The 19,575-nt window shown below is 60.6% G+C and carries 17 protein-coding genes; 10 read left to right on the plus strand and 7 right to left on the minus strand.

From position 1 onward, the window contains the following. Positions 1 to 115 precede the first annotated feature (115 nt). Positions 116 to 1,165 carry a LacI family DNA-binding transcriptional regulator gene (locus RDA78_RS10695; protein ID WP_434055296.1) on the plus strand — a complete coding sequence of 350 codons (1,050 nt, stop codon included), beginning with the start codon at positions 116 to 118 and terminating at the stop codon, positions 1,163 to 1,165. A gap of 5 nt (positions 1,166 to 1,170) precedes the next feature. Here RDA78_RS10695 and RDA78_RS10700 read toward each other — a convergent pair whose 3' ends face one another. The 5 genes from RDA78_RS10700 to RDA78_RS10720 form a co-directional block, all read right to left on the minus strand. Next, positions 1,171 to 2,694: an aldehyde dehydrogenase family protein gene (locus RDA78_RS10700; protein ID WP_434055297.1), complete on the minus strand. Its 1,524-nt coding sequence runs from the start codon at positions 2,692 to 2,694 to the stop codon at positions 1,171 to 1,173. Positions 2,695 to 2,696: 2 nt separating this feature from the next. Next, a complete protein-coding gene (locus RDA78_RS10705) occupies positions 2,697 to 3,464 on the minus strand; it encodes an enoyl-CoA hydratase/isomerase family protein (RefSeq protein ID WP_434055298.1) in 768 nt (255 codons plus the stop codon). Beyond that, complete coding sequence (locus RDA78_RS10710) at positions 3,461 to 5,035, minus strand: acyl CoA:acetate/3-ketoacid CoA transferase (protein WP_434055299.1); 1,575 nt, start codon at positions 5,033 to 5,035, stop codon at positions 3,461 to 3,463. The genes RDA78_RS10705 and RDA78_RS10710 overlap by 4 nt, the downstream gene beginning before the upstream one ends. Before the next feature lie 3 nt (positions 5,036 to 5,038). Beyond that, positions 5,039 to 6,040 carry a Gfo/Idh/MocA family protein gene (locus RDA78_RS10715; RefSeq protein ID WP_434055300.1) on the minus strand — a complete coding sequence of 334 codons (1,002 nt, stop codon included), beginning with the start codon at positions 6,038 to 6,040 and terminating at the stop codon, positions 5,039 to 5,041. Between the two features lie 203 nt (positions 6,041 to 6,243). Further along, positions 6,244 to 6,534: a helix-turn-helix domain-containing protein gene (locus RDA78_RS10720; protein WP_434055301.1), complete on the minus strand. Its 291-nt coding sequence runs from the start codon at positions 6,532 to 6,534 to the stop codon at positions 6,244 to 6,246. Positions 6,535 to 6,714: 180 nt separating this feature from the next. On the opposite strand from RDA78_RS10720, the gene RDA78_RS10725 reads away from it, so the two are divergent. The 6 genes from RDA78_RS10725 to RDA78_RS10750 all read left to right on the plus strand — a co-directional run bounded on the left by RDA78_RS10725 (position 6,715) and on the right by RDA78_RS10750 (position 13,556). Further along, on the plus strand, positions 6,715 to 8,364 hold the full coding sequence (locus RDA78_RS10725; protein WP_434055302.1) for an alpha/beta fold hydrolase: 1,650 nt from the start codon (positions 6,715 to 6,717) through the stop codon (positions 8,362 to 8,364). A 181-nt stretch (positions 8,365 to 8,545) separates the two neighbouring features. Beyond that, positions 8,546 to 9,910, plus strand: coding sequence for a vWA domain-containing protein (locus RDA78_RS10730; protein ID WP_434055303.1), 1,365 nt, complete (start codon positions 8,546 to 8,548; stop codon positions 9,908 to 9,910). Beyond that, the gene (locus tag RDA78_RS10735) at positions 9,907 to 10,845 is read left to right on the plus strand and encodes a hypothetical protein (RefSeq protein ID WP_434055304.1); all 939 of its coding nucleotides are present in this window, start codon (positions 9,907 to 9,909) and stop codon (positions 10,843 to 10,845) included. The genes RDA78_RS10730 and RDA78_RS10735 overlap by 4 nt, the downstream gene beginning before the upstream one ends. Before the next feature lie 7 nt (positions 10,846 to 10,852). Continuing rightward, positions 10,853 to 11,461, plus strand: coding sequence for a LemA family protein (locus RDA78_RS10740; RefSeq protein ID WP_434055305.1), 609 nt, complete (start codon positions 10,853 to 10,855; stop codon positions 11,459 to 11,461). A 4-nt stretch (positions 11,462 to 11,465) separates the two neighbouring features. Continuing rightward, positions 11,466 to 13,121 (plus strand): hypothetical protein, encoded by a 1,656-nt coding sequence (locus tag RDA78_RS10745; protein WP_434055306.1) that lies wholly within the window; start codon positions 11,466 to 11,468, stop codon positions 13,119 to 13,121. Positions 13,122 to 13,142: 21 nt separating this feature from the next. Then, the gene (locus tag RDA78_RS10750) at positions 13,143 to 13,556 is read left to right on the plus strand and encodes a hypothetical protein (RefSeq protein ID WP_434055307.1); all 414 of its coding nucleotides are present in this window, start codon (positions 13,143 to 13,145) and stop codon (positions 13,554 to 13,556) included. 35 nt (positions 13,557 to 13,591) lie between these two features. On the opposite strand, the gene RDA78_RS10755 is transcribed toward RDA78_RS10750, so the two are convergent. Together RDA78_RS10755 and RDA78_RS10760 are read right to left on the minus strand one after the other, a co-directional pair. Further along, positions 13,592 to 14,926, minus strand: a complete 1,335-nt coding sequence (locus tag RDA78_RS10755) for an MFS transporter (RefSeq protein ID WP_434056132.1) — start codon at positions 14,924 to 14,926, stop codon at positions 13,592 to 13,594. Positions 14,927 to 15,269: 343 nt separating this feature from the next. Further along, complete coding sequence (locus RDA78_RS10760) at positions 15,270 to 16,532, minus strand: urate hydroxylase PuuD (protein ID WP_434055308.1); 1,263 nt, start codon at positions 16,530 to 16,532, stop codon at positions 15,270 to 15,272. A 122-nt stretch (positions 16,533 to 16,654) separates the two neighbouring features. Here RDA78_RS10760 and RDA78_RS10765 point away from each other — a divergent pair, with 122 nt between their 5' ends. The 3 genes from RDA78_RS10765 (at position 16,655) to RDA78_RS10775 (ending at position 19,570) form a co-directional block, all read left to right on the plus strand. Beyond that, positions 16,655 to 17,557 (plus strand): LysR family transcriptional regulator, encoded by a 903-nt coding sequence (locus RDA78_RS10765; RefSeq protein WP_434055309.1) that lies wholly within the window; start codon positions 16,655 to 16,657, stop codon positions 17,555 to 17,557. Between the two features lie 103 nt (positions 17,558 to 17,660). Continuing rightward, on the plus strand, positions 17,661 to 19,076 hold the full coding sequence (gene puuE, locus RDA78_RS10770; protein WP_434055310.1) for an allantoinase PuuE: 1,416 nt from the start codon (positions 17,661 to 17,663) through the stop codon (positions 19,074 to 19,076). Then, entirely contained in the window at positions 19,073 to 19,570 is a 498-nt protein-coding gene (locus RDA78_RS10775; RefSeq protein WP_434055311.1) for an ureidoglycolate lyase, read from the plus strand. Before puuE ends, RDA78_RS10775 begins: the two co-directional genes overlap by 4 nt. The last annotated feature ends 5 nt before the right edge of the window (positions 19,571 to 19,575 follow it).

Below are 19,575 nucleotides of genomic sequence, written 5' to 3' on the forward strand. Positions count from 1 at the left end.
ATTGATTGTCTGAGATTTTGCGTTGCAACATCTTTCTTTGTTGCAACGTTTTAAATTCCCTGATTAGACTTGGCGAACCGTATGAGCTACAAGCCTCTGGTTGAGGGGAACGGGCATGTCGCAGAAAAACGCTGGAACAACGATGGACGGTGCTGCCGACGCGCGCACGCGCCCGACGTTGCGCACGGTTGCGGCCGAAGCAGGCGTTGCCGTGACCACCGTGTCGCGTGCGCTCGCGGATGATCCCAGGATTGCCGAGGCCACCCGGAAACGCATCTCGCAAATTGCAGACAAACTCGGGTATGTGCCAAACCGGGCCGCGCAGAGATTGCGCACGGGGCGCACCAAGGTCATCAGCCTTTTGCTCAATCCGAGGCACGAGTTCCTGAGCTTCACCTCCGAGTTTCTCGGCGGCATGTATGAGGGGCTCAACGGAACGGGCTACTCGATCAACATCACGGCGGACAGCCTTGGCGATGACCGGCTCGAGACCATCCGAAACATCCGCCGGCACTCGCTGGCCGATGCGATCGTTTTCACCAGAACCGAGTGTTTCGACGACCGCGCGCGCTACCTTCTTGAACACGATTTTCCGTTCGTCACGCACGGACGGACCGATTTCATGACGCCGCATCCCTTTGTCGATTTCGACAACGAAGCCTTCGTGCGCATGGCGATCGCGCACCTCGTCGAGAAGGGGCGCAAGCATATCTGCATCGTCATGCCGAACGAGAAATACACGTTCGGGCAGCATTTGCGCTTTGGCGCGCGGCAGGCGGCCACCGATCACGGCATGAAGCTGACGATCCCGACCGAGGTCGACCTGGACAGTGAGCCCGACGACATTGCCGCGACGCTGCGCAGCCTGCATACCGCCCCGGACGCGCCGGACGGTTATGTCTGTGTTGGCGAGGTCAGCGCGCTGATCACGCTTGCGTTTCTCAACGACATGGGATTGGCGGAAGGACAGGATGTCGACGTTGTCGCCAAACGGGCGTCGCCGATATCCAACCATTTCCGGCCGCGCATCGAGACGATTGACGAGGATCTGCGCGCGACGGGCCGGGCGATGGCCAAGGTGCTGCTTGGCCGGATTTCCGGTGCGCCAGTCGAAGACCTGCAGGTTCTGCTGCAGCCCGAAGGACCTTTCTCGATTTCGAGATAAAGCCGTCATTGAGGCACCCACGGATCGCGCGACCTGCCGATTTTCATGGTGACCGTCTTTGCCTCCAGGAACTCGTCCAGGCCATATTTGCCAAGCTCGCGTCCCTGTCCGCTCTCCTTGTAGCCACCGAAGGGAAGTTCCGCGAAACCATCCATCCACGTGTTCGTCCACACGGTGCCGGCATTGGCGCGGCGGGCAAACTCAAGACACGTGTGAACGTTTTCGCTCCAGACACCTGCCGACAGGCCATAGTCGGCATCGTTCACGAGGTCGATGGCTTCATCCAGCGTCCTGAAGGTCAGAACCGAGAGAACCGGGCCGAACACTTCCTCGCGCGCGATTGCCATGGTACCGGCTACCTTGGTGACAACCGTCGGCTGGTAGAACTGGCCGTTCAGCCCCGGAACATCGAGCGCGCCTCCGCCGAGCGGTACATCGGCGCCGGCGGCCCTGGCGTCCTGAACGTATGTGTCGATCTTTTGCTGATGCTCGGGCGTAATGATCGCGCCGACCTTGGTCGCCGGATCCAGGGGATCGCCGAACGGAACCTTGCGAGACAGGGCGATTGTCCGCGCGACGAACTCGTCGGCAATATCCTCGTGCACGATGATGCGGGAACCGGAATTGCAGCATTCGCCGGCATTGAAATAGACGCCGAACGCGACTGCGTCGGCAGCATTTTCAAGATCGGCGTCGGGAAAGATCACCTGAGGGTTCTTGCCACCCAGTTCGAGCGATACCTTCTTGAGCGTGCCTGCAGCCGCCTTGACGATCGCCTTGCCGACCCCTGTCGATCCGGTGAAGGTCACCATGTCGACACGCTTGTCCTGGGTCATGGCTGTTCCGACCGGATCGCCGAAGCCCAGAACGATGTTCACCACGCCTGCGGGAATGCCGGCTTCAATCAGCAATTCGCCCATGATGAACGTTGTAGCGGGTGTCATCTCGGAGGGTTTGATGACCGCCGTACAGCCGGCGGCGAGCGCGAATGGAAGCTTCTGGGACACGATCAGGAACGGAAAGTTCCACGGTGTGATGATGGAAACGACACCGATCGGCTCCTTGAGCACAAGGCCGAGAAAATCGCTTCCGAGCGAGTTGTGGCTTTCGCCGTGCATGGTCCGTGCGAGCGAGGCGGCAAAGCGCCAGATGTCGGCGGCCCCTTCGATCTCGGCTTTGGCCTGGCTGATCGGCTTGCCGGATTCCAGTGTTTCCATGAGAGCGATCCGCTCTCTCTCACGATCGATCAGATCGGCAACCTTGAGCAAAAGCGTGGCGCGGTCCTTGCCGCTTGTGCGTGACCAGCGTCCCTTGTCGAATGCCGTTCTGGCAGCGGCGATCGCGGCGTCCGCGTCGACCTTACCGCCCCTGCTGGCAATTGTCACGACGGATCCGTGCGACGGCGATGTCCTTTCGAAGGTCGCCGCGTCCGCGCTGACGCGCCACGCGCCATCGATCAGGTGGCGGGCGACGAAAGGCTCAGCTGGTATCTTTGCTTCGCTGATGGAGACAACGTTCAGATCACTCATATCTAGCTTCCAGGAAATTCCGGTTTGCGTTTTTCGCGGAAGGCGGTGACACCCTCTTCGCGGTCAGCCGTCGGGCCGATCATGCCGGCACCGAGCGCTTCGATCATGGCGCTGCGGTCTTCTCCGGCAGCCGCGTGGATCATGTATTTGGCAACTTCGATCGAACAGGGCGACTTGCCGGCGAGGCCTTCCGCCAGTTCAAAGGCCTTGGCGCGCGGGTCATCGGCCAGCTCGGCGGCAAAGCCCAGAGAATGGGCGCGCTCGGCGGAAATCCTGCGGCCGAACAAGGCCATTTCCTTCACGACCGGCTCGCCCAAAAGCCGGATCAGGCGCTGTGTTCCCGACCATCCCGGGACAATACCGACCGATGCTTCAGGCAGGGCAAGGGTTGCATTCGAGGCCATGACGCGGATGTCCGCGGTCGCGGCGAATTCCAGACCGCCACCAAAGGCATGACCGCCGATGGCAGCGACCGTCGGCTTGGAGAGGCGCGCGACACGGTCGAACAGCCGGTGGCCTTCCCGTACCCAGTGCCGGGCGAAGTCCCAGGGGCCGAGTTCCGACCAGGCAATGATATCCGCGCCCGCGCAAAACGCTTTCGCATCTTCGGCGCTGATGACGACGGCGCGAATGGCGGGATCTTTCTCGATGGCTGCGCAATGAGGTTCGATTGCCGCCAGCATGTCCGTCGTGAAGGCGTTGAGCTTCGCTGGATTGTCGAGCCTCAGTTCGGCGATCGGGCCGTCAATGATGAGATGAAGCGCGCTCACAGATGCAGCTCCATCGCTTCACGCCGAAGGAGCGCCTTCGGCATTTGCTTCAGGTCGTTTGCAAGCCGCACCCGGCCCGCAGAGGCGTCGACGATGTCGCGCTGCGCGTCGATGCCGGGCATGATCTCGGTCGCAAGCAGCCCGCTCTCTGTCAGCTGGATGACGCAGCGTTCGGTGATGTAGAGCACCTCTTGCCCGAGTTCCCGCGCGCGCCGGCCGGAGAAAGTGACGTGTTCAACTTCGTCCACCATCTTTGTGAATTTGCCCGGTGACTTCACCGTTAGGCCTTCATCGGAAAGGTCGAGGTCGGCGCCGGCTTCGAAGAGGCCGGAGAAAACGATCTTTCCGGCATTTGCGGTTATGTCGACAAAACCGCCGCATCCGGCTGTCAGGTAAGGCTTCTTTCCGAGCTTGGAGACGTTGACGTTGCCTTCAAGATCGATTTCCAGGAAGGACAGGAACGAGACGTCGAAGCCGCCGCCCTGGAAATAGGTGAACTGCTGCGGCGAAGGCATGTAGGCGTCTGCGTTGGAGGCGCAGCCGAAGGCGAAACCCGTCAGGGGCATGCCGCCCGTGGCGCCCTGCTCGATCGCCCAGGTAACCGCCTGCTCCTGTCCGGCTTCGAGAAGAACACGCGGGACCATCGCGGAAATGCCAAAGCCGAGATTGGCTGTCTGACCTCTGGCGAGCTCCATCGCGGCACGCCTTGCAACGACCTTCTCAATGCCGTGTTCAGCGAGGGAAAAACTCGACCAGGGGCGCATGATCTCGCCGGAGATTGCCGGATCGTAGTCGGTCTCGGTGGTCTGGCGCTGATCCGGGTCCACGACCACCAGATCAACGAGGTGTCCGGGCACGCGGACGTCGTGAGGGCGCAGGGAACCGGACGCGGTCACACGCTTGACCTGGGCAATGACAAGGCCGCCATGGTTGCGCACGGCAATCGCCTGCTCCAGTCCGCCGAGATACGCCCCTTCGTGCTCGTAAGTCAGGTTGCCGCGCTCGTCGGATGTGGTCGCCCGGATGATGGCGACATCCGGAACGATGTTGGGAAAGTGCAGCCAGGTCTCACTGCCGAGTTCAATTCTGGAGACAATCGGTTTTCCGGCCGCAACGTCATTCATGGCGCAGCCCTGGCGGACAGGGTCGACGAATGTGTCCAGACCGACCTTTGTCATGACACCCGGACGGCGCGCTGCGACGTCCCGGTGCATGTCGAAGAGAATGCCGGAGGGGACGTTGTATGCGGCGACCCGGTTGTCGACCAGCATTTGCCAGATGTCCGGCATGGGCAGCGAAGACGGGCCGGAAGGATAGGAGCCCGCGATGATCGTCGACAGGAGGCCGTCCTTGGCAATGTGATCGATCCCCTTGATCCCGTACATGTCACCGGCCGCGATCGGATGGATCGTGGTGAGGTTCCTCGGGTGCCCTTCCGTGTCGAACCTCTCGCCGATGGCTTGAAGAACCTTGTCGGGGCACCCGAGGCCGGAGGAAGAGGAAACCGTGACCACGGCATTGTCAGAGATTTTCGCGACAGCTGCTTCAACAGAGACAATCTTGGAAGACATGGATCAGAACCCTCCGTAGTCGACGCGTTCGGTTTTGCCGCTTTGCGCGGCGAGGCGAACAGCATGGGCAACGGCCAGGGACTTGATGCCATCGACACCGTCGGCGGACGGCGCGCCGTTTCCGCGGACGGCATTTGTGAAGAGGCCGAGAGCGCGGTGATAGAGATTGTGGGTCTGGAAGGAGATTTCGCTTTCGCCGCTGTCGCCGACGAGCCTGATTTCACCAACCGGCTGCTGGGTCATGACATTGCGGGCAAAAATCGACCCTTGCGTACCGTGAAACTCGATGCCGGTGCCTGCGAAGGCGTGGGTGAAGCTTTCGTGGGTCTGCACCATGGTGCCGGACGGCATCGACCAGACCGACATGACGCTGTCTTCGACCCCGTCGCCCATTCCGGATGTGCCGGCTTTGGCCACCACATCCACCGGGTCCTCGGAGAGGTGGAAACGGATGGTGTCGGCATCATGCACAACGATGTCAGGAATGACGCCACCGCCGGCAGCTGCATCATTGATGCGCCAGCCGCGCAGGTGCTCGGGCAGATTGACCGCATGAAAGACGCGGGCGCTCAGAACCTTGCCGATCCGGCCGGAAGAAATGAGATCCCTTATGGCCAGGTGCGAGCCGGCATTGCGCAGGTGATGGTTGGTTGCGAACACAACGCCCCGGTCGCGCGCTGCTTTCACCATCTCGACCGCATCTTCAAGCGTCATCGCCAGGGGTTTTTCGCACAGGACATGCTTGCCCGCCGCAATCGCGGCCAATGCCTGCGGGTGATGTTTCTCATTGGTCGTTGAGATGTAGACGGCGTCGATCGTGTCGTCCGCAAGCTGAGCGTCCAGATCGGTGAAGCTTTCGGGTATTTCGTTTTCCCGTGCGAAGGAGGCGCCTCTTTCCGCGTTCGAGCTCAGAACCGAGCTGACCTCGGCCCCGTCCTGGGTCCGGATCGCATCGATGACATATCCGGATGCAATTCGGCTCGCACCGATCAGGGCCCAACGCATACATACCTCCCGAGAGACTAGATTTGGAACGTTCCAATTTGTTTTCAGCATAAAACTTGGAACGTTCCAATTTGTCAAGTCAGAACGTCGAAAAATTGTCGTTTCGTCTTGCTGCTAAGCGGCAGGTTCGGTGGGGCAGGTGTTCGGAAGCGCGATCATGCGCCCGGTCCGGGATGTGTGGTCCTGGATGTCTGGTGCGGGGTTCAGATCGAGGCGACGGCTTTCAGCGGCAACGTCGGTGACCCTCCGTCCTCGTCCGGAACTGCCTTGGACAAGAGCCCTCTGGAAACAACGATCGCAATCGCGTGTTCTCTTGTCTTTGCACCAAGCTTTCGTCTCGCGTTGCGGATGTGAAACTCGACCGTGATGGGCGCAATGCCGAGGATCGCCGCGATCCTCTGAGGCCGCTCACCGACCGCAAGCTGCTTCAGGCACTGGACCTCGCGGAGGGTGAGGTGTTCCGGTTCAAAATCAACTGTGTCAACGTCGAACACTTTCAGTCTCTCCCGCATCGCCCGATCTGCATAGCCCGTTATCGCTAGCAGGACGCTTCCCCAAAGGCATGACCAATTTTGGGTATGGCGTTGATTGCAGCTGCCCGGGCGCTACATTCGACATGGCTATTGGGGAAATTTTCATCGTCAATTTATGAAGACAAGGGGCATCGACGCAGCTTGAGCGAAACAGAAAAAGGACCGAATCCGGCACGGCTCGATGACATGATTGCGCATGCGTACGGCGCAATACTCGATCAGGACAAATTTGATGAATTGATTTACCTCGCCGAAGGCAGCCTATCGGATCCAAGTGCGCGCAAGGAACTTCTTCGCCGCAAGCGTGACATTGAAGCGCATTTCGAAACAGCGGAACAATTGCTTTCGAACCTGCCCAAACCGGTCGTCGAGGCTGATCGTCCGGAGCTGGCCATCGGCCCGGATTTGAAAGTCATAAAAGCAAACGATCTTGCCGAGAGCGTTTTGGGAGTCGTCTCAGGCGCATCGCTTGAAGATCTCCAGATTGATGATGACGCACTGCAACTGCTTCGCGATGCTGTTGCCGGCCGTTTGTCCGACTGGCCCGTCGTCCGCATTCCGAAGCGGGAGACCGGGAAGCACGTTCTGTTGGCTCTGACAATGACCGAAACGAGGTCCTCCGATACGCAATGGAACCTTTCCGGTGTTGAAAGCCTCTGGCGGCCGGGCGCAAGTCTTGCCATGCAGAGCCTCTACGGACTGACCCCTTCTGAAACGGATGTCCTGTCACTCCTGGTCGGCGGGCATGCGCCGTTGGAAATTGCCGAGGCGCGGAGCCGGTCGGTCGAGACGGTCCGCCAGCAGATCAAGTCGATGATCATGAAGACGCGGTCGCGTGGCACCGGTGAACTGACCGACCTTGCGAAAGCCGTCGCGGCGTCATCGAACAGACGATCCTCGGGTGTGCAAAACGCCGCGAGTTCCGCGCGGTATCAACTGCAGCTTGCTGACGGGCGAAAGCTGGACTACCTCGAGCAGGGCGCGTCCGAAGGCCGAACAGTTCTTTTCCTGCACGGATGTCTTTGCGGCAATCGCATGCCGAATTCCGCGGCGCGCCATTTTGCGCAAAATGGCATTCGCTTTCTGTCTCCGGCGCGTCCCTGGCACGGGCAAAGCGACGGCCATGACATCCTGCTTCTGGATCCGAAGCGATACGCTCATGACCTGCGTGAGCTTCTCGATCAGCTCAACGTGGACAAGGTGTCCCTGGTCGCCTTTGATGTGGGCAGCATTTTCGCGCTCCTGTGTCTGCCGCAGCTGGAAGACCGGGTGTCGGAGCTCTTGTGCGTTTCGGCGCAGCCGCCGATGCGGTCGTTCCAGGACTTTGCCAGCGCACCTCCGCAACAGAAACTGTTTGCGATCCTGCCACGCGTTTCGGTGTCCTTGTTGAGCTACATGGCGAAGATCGGCGACAAGCGTCTCAAGCGGGACGGGCCGGGAGGCTTTGCGCAAACGGTTTTCGGGGGCGCGCCCGCGGATCTGGATGCGTGTCAGGATCCGCACACTCTGGACCTCTTCTGGCAGGGTCACCTGTTCCACGTGGAAACCGGGTCCGACAGCTTCATCAACGATTGCCGGTTCGTGGCATCTGACTGGGAACGCACGTTGCAGCCGGCAAATGTTCCTGTTCATTTCGTACACGGAACACAGAACAGGTCCATTCGCCCGGAGCGCATCCTGGCCTTTGCCGAACGGTTGGATGCGCGCGTTTCACTGGTGGAAAACGCGGGGCACAGCCTGCCATTCAGTCACTGGAAGGACTGGGTCAGGTATCTCGACAGCACCGCCTGAGCCCCGACCTAATGAAATCGATAGGTGTCTTTGCACACGACCTCGTGCTTTCCTTGGATATTGGCCGATCCAAGGATGATTGTGGATGTATGCGCTTTTTCCCAAGCTGTTTTTTCTATGTTTTTTAACGTCTTGCGCCCTGACGCCGCTGAACGCCCAGGAGCAATCACCCGGGCGGGCGATGTTCGTTTTCGACGGGTCGGGGTCCATGTGGGGGCAGATAGACGGGCAGGCCAAGATCGTTACCGCTCGCGAGACGCTCGCACGTGTTGCGACACAATTGCCTCCGGACCTTGAAGTTGGCCTTGTTGCCTATGGCCACAACCGCAAGGGCGACTGCAACGACATCGAGACGCTTGTGCCGATCGGGCCGGCTGCGACCCGATCAGGCGCGCTGGTTTCGTCCGTGCAGTCGCTCAACCCAAAAGGCAAGACCCCGCTGACAAGGGCCGTCAGGCGCGCAGCAGACGCGTTGCGTTATCAGGAAGACAAGGCGACGGTGATCCTGATCACCGACGGTATTGAAACCTGCGAGGCCGATCCCTGCGCCGTTGCATCGGAGCTGGAAGCGCTGGGGATCGATTTCACAGCGCATGTCATCGGTTTCGGCCTCACCGCCGAAGAAAGCGGCCAGGTCGCCTGTCTTGCCGAAAACACCGGGGGACTGTTCCTGAACGCCGACGACGCGGCAAGCCTCGGGGAGGCGCTTCAACAGACTGTTGCGCTCGCTCCGGTCGCCGCACCGGCACCGCCGGCCGCCTCACTCGACAAGAACCTTTCTGTTTCGCTCAGCCTGGACGACGGTGCGCCGGCGCTCACCGAAGCCGACGGTGTCCGGGTTTTCTGGAGTGCCGCGCCGGAGGGCGGCGGCGAGGAAATCAATCTGCTCGCACTGCCGCGCTTCAGTGCACGGCTGGAACCGGGTTCCTACCTGCTGACGGCGCGCACCGACAGGGGCAGTTCTGCGACAGAACGCATAACCGTTTCCGACACCGAGCTGACGGAGGTCAATCTTGTTCTGGGGGCAGGACAGCTCGACCTCGCGGCGATCATGGCGAACCAGGACATCAAGCTGTCCGATGTGGATTATCGCTGGGACATCGAAAACTGGGTCACGGGCGAGACATTTTCCGCCTATACGCAAAACCTCGTCAAGGTCGTTCCCAGTGGCCAGTACCGGGCAAGCCTTGTCATCACGCGGCTCGACAAGATGTCACCCGGCAGTGTCGAGATCGACGTCGTGACCGGACAAACCGTTCAGGCCGAGATCATTGCAGCAACCTCGAAAGTTCTGTTTCGCGCCCTCAACCGGGACGGCAGTGAGTTGATGACATTCGACGTCAGATTTCAGATCTACAAGGGGGAAAGCACCGAGGACAACGACGAATTTGTTGCCATGCGGATCGGCGGTGATCCGATCCTGCTGCTGCCGGGCCGATACGCCGTGCGTGTGGAGGCGTGGGACAAGAGCAAACGGGATCCAATCGTCGACGTGGTCGATGTCGCACCGGCCGCGGATCAGACGATCGAACTGGTTTTTCCATGAGGGCCCAGAACACGTTCTGGGATCCGTTTGAAGCCCGTATTCAGCCCGCCATCGAGGCCCGGCTGGAGCGTGGAAAGCCCGTGCTGCCGGCGTTGTTCAAGAAGCTTGAGGTCCCGCTTTTCCTGCTGTCGGTTCCGGGGTTCCTGCTCGCCATTTTCAGTGACAGCCTGCGGCCCCTCGGGTTCGTTCTCGTGACGATCGGAATGGCAGGCGGATTTGCCGTCGATCATCTGACGGGTGCGTCCAGGGACAGGCTGAGCCGTCTTCACGCTGCCGCCGAAGGACTCGGGTTCCGGTTCCGGGCGAAGATTCCGGACATCCGGATGCAGAAGATCCGGCAGCAGATTCCTGAAGTGTTCAAGTTGCGGGTCGGGGGATCGATCCCGCTCGTGATCGAAAGCGAGATGTGGGGCACGGCAGAGAACGGGACTCCCTTGTGGGTCGGCCTCGGAGCGCATTCTTCAACCGCGTTGTTCGGAGGACCGAAACAGAACACCGTTTCGCCGGGCGCGGGTGCACAGGGCAATGTCCTGATGATGGTCGCCGCGTACCGGCTGGATCGCGACACGTCGGTCCGGCTCGTCCTGATGCCCGAAAACCTGAGTGCAGTCGGACCGCTTGACCGGGATCTGAAAACCGAAAGCATTGCCTTCAACAACGCCTTCAATATCCGGGTGACGGAACGCGAAGACCGGGGCAGGCTCGACCGGATTTCGGTCGAAACGCTCCAGATCCTCACACCCGCACTGCAGACGAGCCTTCTGGATCTTGCGGACAGGTATGCGGCGCGGGTCATCATCGACAGGGACAGCGTTTTCTTTGCGGGTTTCCGGAACCTGCAAACCCTGGACGATGCGACCTTGCGCGGCTTCGTGCAGGAGGCCGTCTGCGATTTTTCCGAAGCGTCCGTTTCCTTCAAGCACTACGCGGAGTGATCTCACCATGACGTTTGTCCTGATCTTGATACTTCTGGTGGCCGTTGTCGTCGGGACCTATGTGCTTTGCTACAATTCGCTGATGGCGGCGAGCTTTCGCGTGGATGAAGCCTGGTCGGGCATCACCGTCCAGCTCAAGCGGCGGCACGCGCTTGTGCCCAACATCGTTCAGGCGGCCCGGACGGCCCTTGGTCACGAACAGGCAATCGTCGACAAGATCGTCTCTGCGAGGACCGCTGCTCTCGAAGCAATGGCAACAGACCGTCACGACGACATCGCAAAAGCCGAGGCCGGACTGGGCCAGGCGCTCGGGCAGCTGTTTGCCTATACAGAAGACAATCCGGAGATCACGGCAAACGAGAACCTCGCCCTGTTGCAAAAGCAGTTGGAGGAAACCGAGGATCAGGTTGCGGCCGCGCGGCGGATCTACAATGGCAATGTCCAGGCCTACAACACGCGGGTCGCCTCCATTCCCTGGAACTTCGTCGCCGGCATCAACGGGCTGAAACCTTCAGACATGTTCAAGCTGGACGAGGCGGAGATGAAACGTGTGGCCCAGGATCCTTCGATCGAAGATCTGCAACTGGCTGTGCCATCTCAAACCGAAAGGACATGATCGGATGAAGCAGGTTTTCCTTTCCGCCGCCATTTTGCTGGCGTCTGTTTCCGCGGCGTTTGCTTCGCCGGAGACCTGTGTCGCGTCGGCTCCCAGCGGAAACTCCCTGCGGGTCTATGATGCGCCGACAACGAACGGACCGGTTCTGGGTGGCATCGGGGTCGGAACCTGCGGCATAAACGTGACCAACCAGTGCGAAGGCACCATGTGCGTCATTGCGTTTCCCGGTCTCAACGGCTGGGTGGACATGCGGCACATATCCAACAGCCCGGTTCAGGCACCGGGGCTCATGACATCGGCGGACGTGCTCGGGACCTACATTTATGGCGTGACCGGAGGCAGCGGCAAGGTGACGGCTGCCGGGGTGACCCAACCAACGCCTGTTGACGCGTCCGGGACCGTCAGGCTCGAAAAGTCATCTCCGACGTCGGCCACCCTGATTCTGCCGCGCGAAGTCACCGATGCACCGATTGCCCTGTCGGGAAGCGGCTCGGGCCCCTGGACGGGAGGTTTCGGCAGCTGGGGCGGGATGCCCATGAACGTCTCTGTTCGTTTCGATGGGCTCGGCAGACAGACGGCGAGCCTTGTCCTGGTGGGGCAAAACCAGATTGCATCCATGGAGATCAGCCTGAACCTAGCTGCCCAGACCCTGCCGTCAGGGCCGAAGCCTTCGGCATCTGGCCCCGGTCCGGTTCCTGCCCCGCAGCCTTCTGTTGCCGGTGGCGGCAATCCTTGCGTGGAACTTGCGCGGATCACCGAAATCATCAACCGTCAGGCCGGCACCCGGCAGGTTCAGGATCTGCGTGGTATCTATGTCATTGCGGGTGTGAAGAGTACAGAGGCGACGGGGGATACCGCTGCTTGCAGGAGAGCGCTGGATCTGATTGCCCAGAATGAAGGTCTCTGGAAGCTTGCCGAAAGTGGTGGCGCAGGCAGTACCGCAGCGAATGCCGGCGCAGGCGTGCCGGTGCCCCGGCCAAGCCCGAAGGAAGCACCGTCTGCCTCCGGTTCCCAATCCGCAAAGGTCATCGCACCATCTTCAGGTGCAGGGGCCAGCGGTTCGGGCATCGGCGGCACCGCACAGGGTGCTCTGCTCGACGAGGCCTGCGTGATCCTGCAGCCCGCGGTCAGTCCCCTGCTGCGCGGAGCTTCGCGCGAGACCCGTTCCACCGTTTTGAGGATACTGGCGGTTCAGGGCATCGTCAGCGTTGCGTCGGCGCGGCCGCGGCAGTGCGCTTTCGTCATGGCAGAACTGATCGCAGCCGGACTGATCGCCAACGACAACCGCCCCAGGGCGACGCTCGCGCAACAAGGAGCGGTTCCGGCTATCCAGCAAGGCGAGGATCCGGCGACGATGATCGCCGGGGGACGCGAAATCGGGATTGATCCGAGCGATTTCATTCCTGAGTTCAATCCGGAAGGCCAAGGTGTTCAAAACCCTCCGACCGGAACTCCCGGAAGCGCGGGTCCGGTTGCGGGCAATCCATGCATTGAACTTGGAAACGCGATGATCGTCACGATACGACTCGGCTTTGCCTCCGATATCGACGGTTTCGCCGCCATACTGAAAAAACACCGTGTCGAGACGCTGGACCCGGGCGCAGCGCAAGTCTGCCGGAATGCATTGGCCGATGCTCGCCAGACCGGCCTGGTTCGATAACAATCTGCAGTGAACCGACTGATGACCAAACCGTTTGCAAAGTTTCCTCTTCTGCTTGTCTGCCTGTTGCTGATTGGCTTGGAAGTCCCGCCGGTTTCCGCCCAGGCCGATGCCTCCGATCCCGCCGAAACCGCCGACCTGCCGGGTTTCGGTGTCTGGGGACCCGCCTACCGGCTTCGCAATGTCCCGGAAGGCATGCGTCTTGTCGTTCGTGCGTCAGGCGATCGCAGCGCGGCAACGGTGGGGAGCCTGACACGGTCCGCCAGCGACGTCCTCGTGCTGAACTGTTTCCCCGAGATCGTGCCGCTCGATTTTGAAGATGCAAGTTCTGAAGCCAAGCGAGAAATGCTCGGGGGCGTCTGGTGCCGGATCGACCACTATGGAATGACGGGGTTCGTACCGGGCATTTATCTCGATCCGATACTGGACCGCTGATGTCAACAATCAGGTGGACAAGAGGCTGATCTTCGTCAGCCGCGTTCCGTTGGCCAGTTGGCGTGAAGGCTGTCGATGACAAAGGTATGAGCATGGCGCTTTCCGGAGGCGTCGCGCAAATGCGGATGATCTGCCGGAAGCTCGGGATGTTCGTGCATCAGGATCGTGCTGTCTGTCGATGGCCACAGCTTCAACGCCACCAGCACCCCGAAGCTTGCGAGAACAGCATGCGCGATCATGGTCGCCGGAAGGCCGGCGCTGGTGCCGAGCCAGCCTGCAAGCGGATAGGTGATGAGCCAGCAGCCATGAGAGAGGGCGAACTGCGCAGCGAACACCATGGGCCTGTCCTCGGTATGCGCCGAGTTCCGCAGCAAACGGCCAGAGGGCACCATGATTGCCGAACTTGCGACCCCCATGATGAACCAGGTCCCGAACAGAAAGGGCCACAGGTCTTGCGTTTGCAAACGCATCGAAACGGCGGCAAATGCGAGCAGGGCGCACGTCAGGACAAAGGCGCCTGACAGCATGACGCGCCTGTCGCTCACTCTGAGCAGCAGGCGCGGAAGGGCAATTGCTGCGACCATCGAGCCGCCGCCAAATGCCGCCATGACGAGAGCGAGATCCGCATCGCTGCCGCCGAGCAGGCCCTTGACAATGACCACGGAGTTCACGATCACGATAGCACCTGCTGCGGCAACCGTCAGATTGAGCGCGAGCAGGCCCTGTAGCCGCGGTGTCTGCAGGTAGATGCGCATGCCCTGCGAGATCCGCTGCCAGGGGGATGTGCCGCCGGTGGCGGTCAGGCTTGGCAGCGTGACGGTCAGGATAAGCGCCGCAGAGATCAGAAACCCGGCAACGGTGCCGCTGAAAAGCCAATGATATCCGACCAGGCCGATCAGTACGGCCGCGACGGCGGGGCTGAGAAGGTTTTCAAGGTCATAGGCCATGCGTGACAGGGACAAGGCGTTGGTATAGTCCCGCTCGTCCTTGAGAATGTCCGGGATCGTGGCCTGAAAAGCCGGGGTGAAGGCCGCAGACGCGGACTGAAGAACAGCGATCAGGACATAGATCTGCCAGACCGCATCCACGAAGGGCAGTGCGATGGCCGTTCCCGCGCGCACCAGATCAAGGCTCACCAGCAACGCCCGGCGCGGAAAGCGGGATGCGAACCCTGCAGCGAGCGGGGACAGGGTCACGTAGACGATCATCTTGATCGCAAGCGCGGTCCCAAGCACGGCACCTGCTTCTGAACCCGCAAGGTCATAAGCCAGAAGCGCCAGCGCAACCGTCATCAGACCCGTGCCGAACAGGGCGATCACCTGGGCGGTGAAAAGATGCCGGTATGTGCGATTGGCCAGAACGGTGAACATTTTTGTAGAGAAGCGCCGGTTCGAGCTGGTTCCGATTTGATGGATACCATGCATCACCGCGTTTCTCCATGGCGCTTGCCCTTCAAATCCCGTGCCGCAGATAGGGTGAAGTATGATGGTCCGCTTAGTCGGACGAAAGGCTTTGGAGAGAGGCGACGTGGCAAACGACCACGATCATTCGAGCGTGGAGGTTCAGAGCTGCTCTCAGTTGGGGCGCTGGCTGACGGAAAATCACGCATCCTCCAGACCCATCTGGCTCGTGACCACCAAAAAGGCAAAAGCGGATTGACGAAACCGCCCGCCTTGCAGCCGAGAACAGGCGCGCAAAACAGTTCCGATAAGGTTATCGAACCGCGACGCCGAAGGGTGCTTTTTCGCGCGCGGCGCGGTACCAGTCCACGATCTTGCGGCGTTCGTCCTCTTCCATGTAGGAGACATTGGCCGGCGGCATGGCATTGGTGACGCCGGACTGCAGATAGATTTCGCGTGCGGTGCGCAGGATATCGGCATCCGTTTCCAGAACGACGCCTTTCGGGGCCCAGTGAATGCCCTCGTAGACGGGTTCGCGTGCATGGCACATGGCGCAGCGGCCCGGAACGATGGATCTGATCTCGTCAAAGCCCGGCGCGCTTGCAAAGACCTGTTCTGTTTTCGTGAGGGGGCGGGTTTCGGAGGCCTCGTAGCTGCCGTCCTTCCACAAGGGCGCCATGCTCAGGTGAATGATAAAGATGAAGAGGATCGCCGTCGCGAGCCAGGTCCACATGGGGGCCTTGCCACCCGCATGCTTGGTGTTGAAATAGTGACGGATTGTGACGCCCATCAGGAACACCAGTGCGGCGATCACCCAGTTATATTCAGACGCAAATGCGAGCGGGTAATGATTGCTCAGCATGAGGAAGACCACCGGCAGCGTCAGGTAGTTGTTGTGCATCGACCGCAGCTTGGCGATCTTGCCGTATTTGGCATCCGGGGTGCGCCCTGCTTTCAGGTCGGCCACCACGATCTTCTGGTTCGGGATGATGATGAAGAACACATTCGCGGTCATGATCGTCGCCGTAAAGGCGCCGAGATGCAGCAATGTGGCGCGTCCGGTGAAGATCTGGTCATAGCCCCAGCCCATCGCGACCAGCAGGATGAACAGCAGGATCATGAGGATCGTCGGATGATTCCCCAGCGGCGACTTGCAGAGAAAATCATAGACAAGCCATCCGATCGAAAGAGATGCCGCTGAGATCAGGACGCCCTGCCAGAGGGCAAGATCCGCCTTTTCCGGATCGATCAGGTAAAGCTCGCCGCCGACCCAGTAGACGATCATCAGGAGAGCGGCACCGGACAGCCAGGTGGCATAGCTTTCCCATTTGAACCAGGTCAGATGTTCCGGCATGTTTTCCGGCGCGACGAGGTACTTCTGGATGTGGTAGAAACCGCCGCCATGGACCTGCCATTCCTCGCCGAAGGCACCTGCAGGTAAGTGCGGCGACTTGCGCAGGCCCAGATCCAAGGCGATGAAATAGAAGGAAGAGCCGATCCAGGCGATGGCCGTCACGACGTGCAGCCACCTGACGGCGAATGCGAGCCATTCCCAGATGATGGCGATATCCAGCATGCTGTCCCTCCAGCCCCTTTCAGGCAGCCTCATTTATGAGCCCGTAACCTACTCTAACTTGATATTTTCTGGTATCTCGACATAATTCCGATCAGTTTCAAAAAAAACGGATAAATCGGGGCGTGGCCTACCTGGAGAATATTCGGACTTTCCTGCGCGTCTACGAGCTTGGGAACATGTCCGCCGCTGCGCGCGATCTCAGGATTTCCTCTGCCGTCGCGTCCTCCCGGGTTTCGCAGCTCGAAGATCACCTGAATGTCCGCCTGTTCCAGCGCACGACCCGGGCGCTCAGCCCGACCGAACACGGCAACCTGTTCTATCGCGGGGCCACCAAGATCGTCGAAGCCGTCGAGGAAGCCGAGGCGGAGATCAGCAATGTGACGCGGTCGCCTCGGGGCACACTCTTCATTGCGGCTCCGATCGGGATGGGCCAGCGGTTGATTGCACCGGCCATCCCTGCGTTCAAGTCGGCGAACCCGCTGATCGAGATCCGCCTTCGGTTGTCTGACCGGAAGGTTGATCTGACCGGCGAAGGTCTCGACGCCGCCTTCTTTCTCGGCTTGCCGGAGGATTCAACGCTGAAGATGCGCAAGATTGCAGATTGCGAGCGCGTGTTGTGTGCCGCGCCTGATTATCTTGCTCAAAAGGGGGTGCCGCACGGCTTCGAGCAGCTTCAATCCGGTGAGCATGACTGCCTGAACATGCGCTATCCCGGCGCACCGGAATTCCAGTGGCCGCTTCAGACAAAGGCCGGGCTGAAAAGAGTCGCGGTGCGTGGCCCGTTCGAGTCCGACCATGGCGATGTCCTGACCGAATGGGCGCTGGCCGGGCACGGGATCATCTTGAAACCCAGGTTCGAGATTGCCGATCACCTTGCATCGGGAAGGCTCGTCGCGGTGCTTGATCATGAGCCACCGCTGCCGGTGCAGATGGGCTGCCTCTATCCGCACCGAAAGCATCAGGACCCGAAGGTGCGGCTGTTTCTTGACTTCATGGTCGGGCATATCCAGGCGTCTATCGGATGAAATATGTCCGTCCACGGGCCATTCTTGAGAACACTTTCAATAAATTCCGGAAAGCCATTGCCGGTCTTCTATTCTATAACGTCTTGAAAACAGGAGGCATGTCTTGAACCGCTACGCGCGCAATCTAAGGGGCTATGGCCCCTTTCCGCCCCATCCCCAATGGCCCGGAAACGCCAGGGTCGCCGTTCAGTTCGTCCTGAACTACGAAGAGGGCGGGGAGAACAACGTATTGCACGGCGATGCCGCCTCCGAAGCGTTCCTCTCCGACATTCCCGGGGCGGCGCAGTGGCCCGGGCAGCGGCATTGGAACATGGAATCCATGTATGAGTATGGCGCACGCGCCGGGTTCTGGCGCCTGCACCGCCTGTTCACCCGCACCGGGATCCCGCTGACGATCTATGGCGTGGCCTCTGCGCTAGCGCGCAATCCCGAACAGGTTGAAGCCATGAAGGAGGCCGGCTGGGAAATCGCTAGCCACGGTCTCAAGTGGATCGAACACAAGGACATGCCGGACGAAGAGGAACGGGCTGCGATCGCCGAGGCGATCCGGCTGCACACGGAAGTCGTGGGCGAGCGTCCGCGCGGCTGGTACACGGGCCGCTGTTCGGAGAACACCGTCCGGCTGGTCGCCGAAGAAGGCGGGTTCGATTACATCTCCGATACCTATGACGATGATTTGCCCTACTGGCTGGAGATTGCCGGACGCAACCAGCTGATCATCCCCTATACGCTCGAGGCCAACGACATGCGCTTTTCCGTGTCACCGGGATGGAGCGATGGTGATGATTTCTTCAACTACCTGAAAAACGCGTTTGACGCGCTTTATGCCGAGGGCGAGACGGATACGCCGAAAATGATGTCGATCGGCCTGCACTGCCGCCTGGCGGGGCGGCCCGGAAAGATCATGGCGCTCCGGAAATTCATCGACCACATCCAGTCCCGTGAAGGTGTCTGGTGCCCGCGCCGGATCGAGATTGCCGAGCACTGGGCAAAGCACCAGCCGCCACAGCAGGCAATGCGGCCGAGCCGCATGCAACGTGACGAATTCATCGGCCGATTCGGCGGCATCTTCGAGCATTCCCCGTGGATTGCGGAGCGGGCATTCGATCTGGAACTCGGACCGGCGCATGACTGCGCAGCGGGTATTCACAATGCGCTTTGCCGCATGTTCCGGTCCGCCAGCAGCGACGAGCGTCTTGGTGTGCTGAAAGCGCATCCGGATCTTGCCGGAAAACTGGCGCAAGCCGGGCGTCTCACGGCTGAGAGCACATCGGAACAGGCAAGTGCGGGTTTGGATCTCCTGACTGACGAAGAACGGGTCACCTTCACGGGTTTGAACGCCGCCTATGTCGACAAGCACGGGTTTCCCTTCATCATCGCGGTTCGGGATCACGACAAGGCGACGATCCTGGCAGCGTTCCAGCAGCGCATCGACCATGACGGGAAGACGGAGTTCGCCGAGGCCTGCCGGCAGGTTGAACGCATCGCCCGCCATCGCCTCAAGGATCTGTTCTCGTGAGCGCCACGACAATCACCGCAAGGGTCCTGACGGCAGAGGCATTCGCGCCGTTCGGGGACGTGATCGAGCCTGATGGGTCGCCCGACAAGATCATCAATCAGGGCATGTGCGGCCGGTTCCACGATCTCGCCCGCCTGGATTTCGGATCGGGCCGCGCCGGGATAAGCCTGTTCGACGCCAAGGCGAGAACATTGCCTTACACCGTGGACATGGTCGAGCGGCACCCGGATGGCAGTCAGGCGTTCGTGCCGGTGGACGGAGTGCCGATGCTGGTTGTCGTGGCAGAAGACCAAGCCGGTCAGCCGGTCAATCTGAAGGCATTCGTGAGCCAGCCGGGGCAATCCATTAATCTTCACCGGGGAACATGGCATGGCGTGCTGGCGCCCCTTGGAAAACCGGGGCGGTTCGTGGTGGTCGACCGGATCGGAGACGGCGACAACCTGGAGGAGTTCTGGTTTCCGGCGCCTCATGTCGTGGAAACGATTGAGAGCTGAGAGGC

Source organism: Roseibium sp. (assembly GCF_051016195.1).
GTDB lineage: Bacteria > Pseudomonadota > Alphaproteobacteria > Rhizobiales > Stappiaceae > Roseibium.

What these genes read in the sequence shown, in the direction of transcription:
- RDA78_RS10760 (WP_434055308.1), bottom strand. Translation starts at nt 16,532, where the DNA reads ATGCTGGATATCGCCATCATCTGGGAATGGCTCGCATTCGCCGTCAGG.
- RDA78_RS10710 (WP_434055299.1), bottom strand. Translation starts at nt 5,035, where the DNA reads ATGTCTTCCAAGATTGTCTCTGTTGAAGCAGCTGTCGCGAAAATCTCT.
- RDA78_RS10700 (WP_434055297.1), bottom strand. Translation starts at nt 2,694, where the DNA reads ATGAGTGATCTGAACGTTGTCTCCATCAGCGAAGCAAAGATACCAGCT.
- RDA78_RS10695 (WP_434055296.1), top strand. Translation starts at nt 116, where the DNA reads ATGTCGCAGAAAAACGCTGGAACAACGATGGACGGTGCTGCCGACGCG.
- RDA78_RS10755 (WP_434056132.1), bottom strand. Translation starts at nt 14,926, where the DNA reads ATGTTCACCGTTCTGGCCAATCGCACATACCGGCATCTTTTCACCGCC.
- RDA78_RS10750 (WP_434055307.1), top strand. Translation starts at nt 13,143, where the DNA reads ATGACCAAACCGTTTGCAAAGTTTCCTCTTCTGCTTGTCTGCCTGTTG.
- RDA78_RS10745 (WP_434055306.1), top strand. Translation starts at nt 11,466, where the DNA reads ATGAAGCAGGTTTTCCTTTCCGCCGCCATTTTGCTGGCGTCTGTTTCC.
- RDA78_RS10740 (WP_434055305.1), top strand. Translation starts at nt 10,853, where the DNA reads ATGACGTTTGTCCTGATCTTGATACTTCTGGTGGCCGTTGTCGTCGGG.
- RDA78_RS10735 (WP_434055304.1), top strand. Translation starts at nt 9,907, where the DNA reads ATGAGGGCCCAGAACACGTTCTGGGATCCGTTTGAAGCCCGTATTCAG.
- RDA78_RS10730 (WP_434055303.1), top strand. Translation starts at nt 8,546, where the DNA reads ATGTTCGTTTTCGACGGGTCGGGGTCCATGTGGGGGCAGATAGACGGG.
- RDA78_RS10715 (WP_434055300.1), bottom strand. Translation starts at nt 6,040, where the DNA reads ATGCGTTGGGCCCTGATCGGTGCGAGCCGAATTGCATCCGGATATGTC.